Origin of the sequence: Streptomyces aurantiacus, from assembly GCF_001418335.1 — a bacterium.
Classification (GTDB): domain Bacteria; phylum Actinomycetota; class Actinomycetes; order Streptomycetales; family Streptomycetaceae; genus Streptomyces; species Streptomyces aurantiacus.
In genome coordinates this window covers 1-4,750 of sequence record NZ_LIPP01000161.1, presented here as the reverse complement: position 1 = coordinate 4,750, position 4,750 = coordinate 1, and the positions used below count along the sequence as shown (strand labels likewise).

Genomic DNA, 4,750 nt, shown 5'->3' with positions numbered 1-4,750 from the left:
GGGGCGGGGTGGGGGAAGAATCCCGGTGCCCACCGGACAGCCGGCTCACTCGCCCTCCCGCATCGGGATGCGCACGCCGCGCTCGTCGGCGACCGACTCCGCGATGTCGTACCCGGCGTCCACGTGCCGGATGACGCCCATGCCCGGGTCGTTCGTCAGCACGCGGCGGATCTTCTCGCCCGCCAGCTTCGTGCCGTCGGCCACCGTCACCTGGCCCGCGTGGAGGGAGCGCCCCATGCCCACGCCGCCGCCGTGGTGGATGGACACCCAGGACGCGCCGGAGGCCACGTTCACCATCGCGTTCAGCAACGGCCAGTCGGCGATCGCGTCCGAGCCGTCGAGCATGGCCTCGGTCTCGCGGTACGGGGAGGCGACCGAACCGCAGTCGAGGTGGTCGCGGCCGATGGCCAGGGGGGCCGCCAGCTCACCGGAGGCGACCATGTCGTTGAAGCGCTCGCCCGCCTTGTCCCGCTCCCCGTAGCCGAGCCAGCAGATCCGCGCGGGCAGTCCCTGGAAGCGCACGCGCTCACCGGCCAGCTTGATCCACCGGTGGAGGGACTCGTTCTGAACGGAGTCACCCTCGGGAAAGAGGTCGAGGATCGCCTTGTCGGTCTTGGCGATGTCGGACGCCTCGCCGGACAGGGCCGCCCAGCGGAAGGGCCCCCTGCCCTCGGAGAACAGCGGCCGGATGTAGGCGGGCACGAAGCCGGGAAAGGCGAACGCCCGCTCGTATCCGGCGAGTTGGGCCTCGCCCCGGATGGAGTTGCCGTAGTCGAAGACCTCGGCGCCGGCGTCCATGAAGCCCACCATGGCCTCCACGTGCCGTGCCATGGACTCGCGGGCCCTGGTGGTGAAGCCGGCAGGGTCCTTCGCGGCGTACGAGGCCATGTCGGCGAAGTCGACGCCCACGGGCAGGTAGGCCAGCGGGTCGTGGGCCGAGGTCTGGTCGGTCACGATGTCGATCGGGGCGCTTTCGGCGAGCATCCGCGGCAGCAGCTCGGCGGCGTTGCCGAGCAGGCCGATGGAGAGCGGGCGGCGGGCGTCACGGGCCTCGACGGCGAGCTGGAGGGCGTGCTCCAGGGAATCGGCCCGCACGTCCAGGAAGCGGTGCTCGATGCGGCGCTCGATGGCGCGCGGATCGACGTCGATACAGATCGCGACGCCGTCGTTCATCGTCACGGCGAGCGGCTGGGCGCCGCCCATGCCGCCGAGGCCCGCCGTCAGGGTGATGGTCCCGGCGAGCGTCCCGCCGAACTTCTTCGCGGCGACGGCGGAGAAGGTCTCGTAGGTGCCCTGGAGGATGCCCTGCGTGCCGATGTAGATCCACGACCCGGCGGTCATCTGCCCGTACATGGTGAGGCCGAGGGCTTCGAGGCGCCGGAACTCCTCCCAGTTCGCCCAGTCGCCGACCAGGTTGGAGTTGGCGATGAGGACGCGCGGCGCCCACTCGTGGGTCTGCATGACACCGACCGGCCGGCCGGACTGGACGAGCATCGTCTCGTCCTGCTTCAGCGTCCGCAGCGTACGGACCATGGCGTCGAAGGAACGCCAGTCGCGGGCGGCCTTGCCGGTGCCGCCGTAGACGACGAGTTTGTCGGGGTGTTCGGCGACCTCGGGGTCGAGGTTGTTCTGCAGCATCCGCAGAGCGGCTTCCTGCTGCCATCCCAGGGCGCTCAGTTCCGTACCGCGCGGTGCTCGGACAGGACGGGGTCCTGACATGGTCTGCCTCCTGGCGACTGGTAAGTACTCCGGTAAGCACTTCGGGTGATGCCGTTCATCCAGCGGTTATTCACATCCTGATGTCCTGAATAGAGCTAGTCAATACCTTCGTGGGCCACCACGGGCGGGGCGCGGGTGTTTGGCTGGATGCATGACTGCGTACACAGGCACAGGGGACAGGGCGGCGCGCGGGGAGGCCGACGAGGGAGCCGACGGGGCCGCGCGGCGCGACCAGGCGGTTCGCGCGGCCGTGGAACAAGGACTCGTGGGCCCCGCCACGCCCATCGTCGGGCTCCTCGACATCACCGGCATCCGGGCCTCCGCGGCGGCCCTGCGGGCGGCCTTCGACGCGGTGACCGCACCGGGTACGCCCGTGCTGCACGCGTTCGCGGTGAAGGCGACCCCGCTCGTGCCGGTGCTGCGGCTGCTGCACCGGGAGGGCATCGGCATGGAGGTCGCCAGCCCGGGCGAACTGGCCCTCGCCCGCGCGGCCGGGGTGCCGCCGGCCCGCACGGTCCTGGACTCGCCCGCCAAGACCCCCGCCGAGCTGCGGGAGGCACTCGCGCTGGGCATCGCGGTCAACGCGGACAACCCCCAGGAGCTGGCGCGCGTCGACGCGCTGGTCCGGTCGGCGTCGACCCGCTCACCCCTGGGGCTTCGGGTGAACCCGCAGGTCGGCGGGGGTTCGATCGGAGCTCTGTCCACGGCGACGGCGACCTCGAAGTTCGGGGTCGCGCTGCGGGACGAGGGGGCGCGCGAGTGGGTGGTGCGGGCGTATCTGGACCGGCCGTGGCTGACCCGGCTGCACACGCACTCCGGTTCGCAGGGGGTGCCGCTGGAGCTGATGGCGCACGGGGTGGCTGAGACGTACCGGCTCGCGGAGGAGATCAACGAGCGGGCCGGGCGGCGGCAGATCGACACGCTCGACATCGGCGGCGGGCTGCCGGTGAACTTCGGCTCGGACGCCCACACTCCCGCGTACGCGCAGTACGCACGGCTGCTGGCGGCCACTGTGCCGGGGCTGTTCGACGGGCGGTTCGGGCTGGTCACGGAGTTCGGGAGGTCCCTGCTCGCCAAGCACGGGATCGTGCTGGCGCGGGTCGAGTACACGAAGTCGGCGGGCGGCCGGGCGATCGCGGTGACGCACGCGGGCGTGCAGGTGGCGGCCCGCACGGTGTACGCGCCGCAGTCGTGGCCGCTGAGGGTGGCCGCGTACGACACCAAGGGGCGGCCGAAGGCGGGGCCCGACGTGGTGCAGGACGTGGCGGGCCCCGCCTGCTTCGCGGGTGACCTGCTGGCGGAGGGCCGGTCGATGCCGCTGCTCGAACAGGGCGACTACGCCGCCGCGCTGGACACCGGGGCGTACTACTTCGCGCACCACTACGGGTACAACTCGCTCGCGCGGCCGGCCATCCACGGCTTCGGCCCAGACGGGACGGATGCTGCGGACGGGGCGGGCACGACGGGCGGGACGGGCGCGGCGGGCGGGGTGCGGTTCGCGGTGGTCCGCACGGCGCAGACGCTCGACGAGATCGTGACGGAGTCGGGAGGAGCGCACGCGGAGGCGTTGACCGGCACGTTCTGAACGACCCGCACCGGCCCCAGACCGCTCGGCAGGGCAATCGACACGGCAACGAGAGGGCAATCGACCAACTCTAGCCAGCGGTTGGCATGTTCCACAGGAAAATGCCGGATCCCTCACCCGTAGTGCACACGTTGCGTAGCTTCGGCGTCACTCAGCTGAATCTACGGGCGGGAGGGGGCGCACCGTGCCCGGAATCGACGAGTGCCTGCTGGAGGCCATGCGGCTGCCCGGAGCCCGTGGGGCCTCGGTGGTCGACTGGACCAGCGGACTGGCTCTGGGCACGGTCGGGGACTCGCCGAACGGGGACCACGAGGCCACCGCGGCCGAGGCGGCGGAACTCGCCCGGCTCGCCGCGGAGCACAAGGCCTTCGCCCCCGAGGAAGGAGCCGACTGGTCCGGCGGACAGCCGCCGGTGGAAGACCTCATCATCAGCAACAGGGACAGCTACCACGTCCTGCGTTTCGTCCGGACGACCTTCGACAGCAGTGTGTTTCTGCATCTGTGGCTGGGACGTTCGGAGGGCAATCTGGCGCTGGCCCGTATCCGCCTGGGCGAGATGGCCGAGCGGCTGGTGGTGGGGTGACCACGATGGAGGCACGCCCCCTGCCGGGACGCCCCTTGCCGGGAAGCCCCCGGCCGGGGCCGGGAAGACCCGACCACGACCCGGCGGTCCCCGTACTCAGCCCCATGCTCAGCCGTCTCGCGGAGGAGCGTGCCACCGGCGTCCTGACGCGGGACCGCGGGGTGCTGTATCTGGTCGAGGGCCAGGTGGTGCACGCCGAGAGCCCCGCGACTCCCGGGCTCGACGTGCTGCTCACCAGCCGTGGCGCGCTGGGTTCCGACGGCTGGTGGGAGGCCGTCTCGGAGGCGGGGGCCGAGCGCCGCGTCGGACGGTTCCTGGTGGACAGCGGGCGGCTGACCGCGGGCGCCCTGGAGCTGTGTCATCTGGGGGCGCTGTACGACGCCGCGTTCTTCACGCTCGGCACGAGCAGCGGCCCGGCGCGGTTCAGGTACGGGGTCGCGCACTGGATCGGCCCCGTACGACCGGTGAGCGTGGACGCGGTGGAGCGCGAGACGCTGCGGCGCCGCGCGCTGCTGCACCGCATCTGGCCGGACCCGGACACGGACACCGCGGAACTCGTCCGGACCGGCCGTGCCGTCGACGTGGCTCTCCCCCCGCGTCAGCGCACGGTTCTCGACCAGGTGGACGGGGAACGGACGGCCTCGGACATCTCGCAGGTCCTCGGCCGGCCGGGGTTCCACACTCTGGTCGACGTCCGCCGGCTGGCAGCCGCCGGAATCGTGACGACACGCGCGCGGGCGGTCGACCCCCGGGCACCGGAAACCGCCGCACCCCCTGAATCCCCCGTGTCCCCCGCGTCCCGCGCCGCTCCCGCCTCCCCCGCCTCCTCTGCGACCGCGCAGGCGGCCCAAGTGTCCCAAGCG

The 4,750-nt window shown here is 72.2% G+C and carries 4 protein-coding genes; 3 read left to right on the top strand and 1 reads right to left on the bottom strand.

What is annotated here, in order from left to right; all coding sequences use genetic code 11:
- Positions 1-45 precede the first annotated feature (45 nt).
- Complete coding sequence (gene hutU, locus AOK01_RS22035) at positions 46-1,719, bottom strand: urocanate hydratase (protein ID WP_063792842.1); 1,674 nt, start codon at positions 1,717-1,719, stop codon at positions 46-48.
- A gap of 151 nt (positions 1,720-1,870) precedes the next feature.
- Here hutU and AOK01_RS22030 point away from each other — a divergent pair, with 151 nt between their 5' ends.
- The 3 genes from AOK01_RS22030 to AOK01_RS22020 form a co-directional block, all read left to right on the top strand.
- On the top strand, positions 1,871-3,304 hold the full coding sequence (locus AOK01_RS22030; protein WP_055514347.1) for a type III PLP-dependent enzyme domain-containing protein: 1,434 nt from the start codon (positions 1,871-1,873) through the stop codon (positions 3,302-3,304).
- Positions 3,305-3,488: 184 nt separating this feature from the next.
- A complete protein-coding gene (locus AOK01_RS22025) occupies positions 3,489-3,887 on the top strand; it encodes a hypothetical protein (protein WP_055514345.1) in 399 nt (132 codons plus the stop codon).
- A 104-nt stretch (positions 3,888-3,991) separates the two neighbouring features.
- On the top strand, positions 3,992-4,750 hold a 759-nt coding region (locus AOK01_RS22020), incomplete at its 3' end, for a hypothetical protein (protein WP_245702360.1).

Bases quoted from the DNA above. Each gene is read 5' to 3' on its own strand.
- hutU (WP_063792842.1), bottom strand. From the start codon at position 1,719: ATGTCAGGACCCCGTCCTGTCCGAGCACCGCGCGGTACGGAACTGAGC.
- AOK01_RS22030 (WP_055514347.1), top strand. From the start codon at position 1,871: ATGACTGCGTACACAGGCACAGGGGACAGGGCGGCGCGCGGGGAGGCC.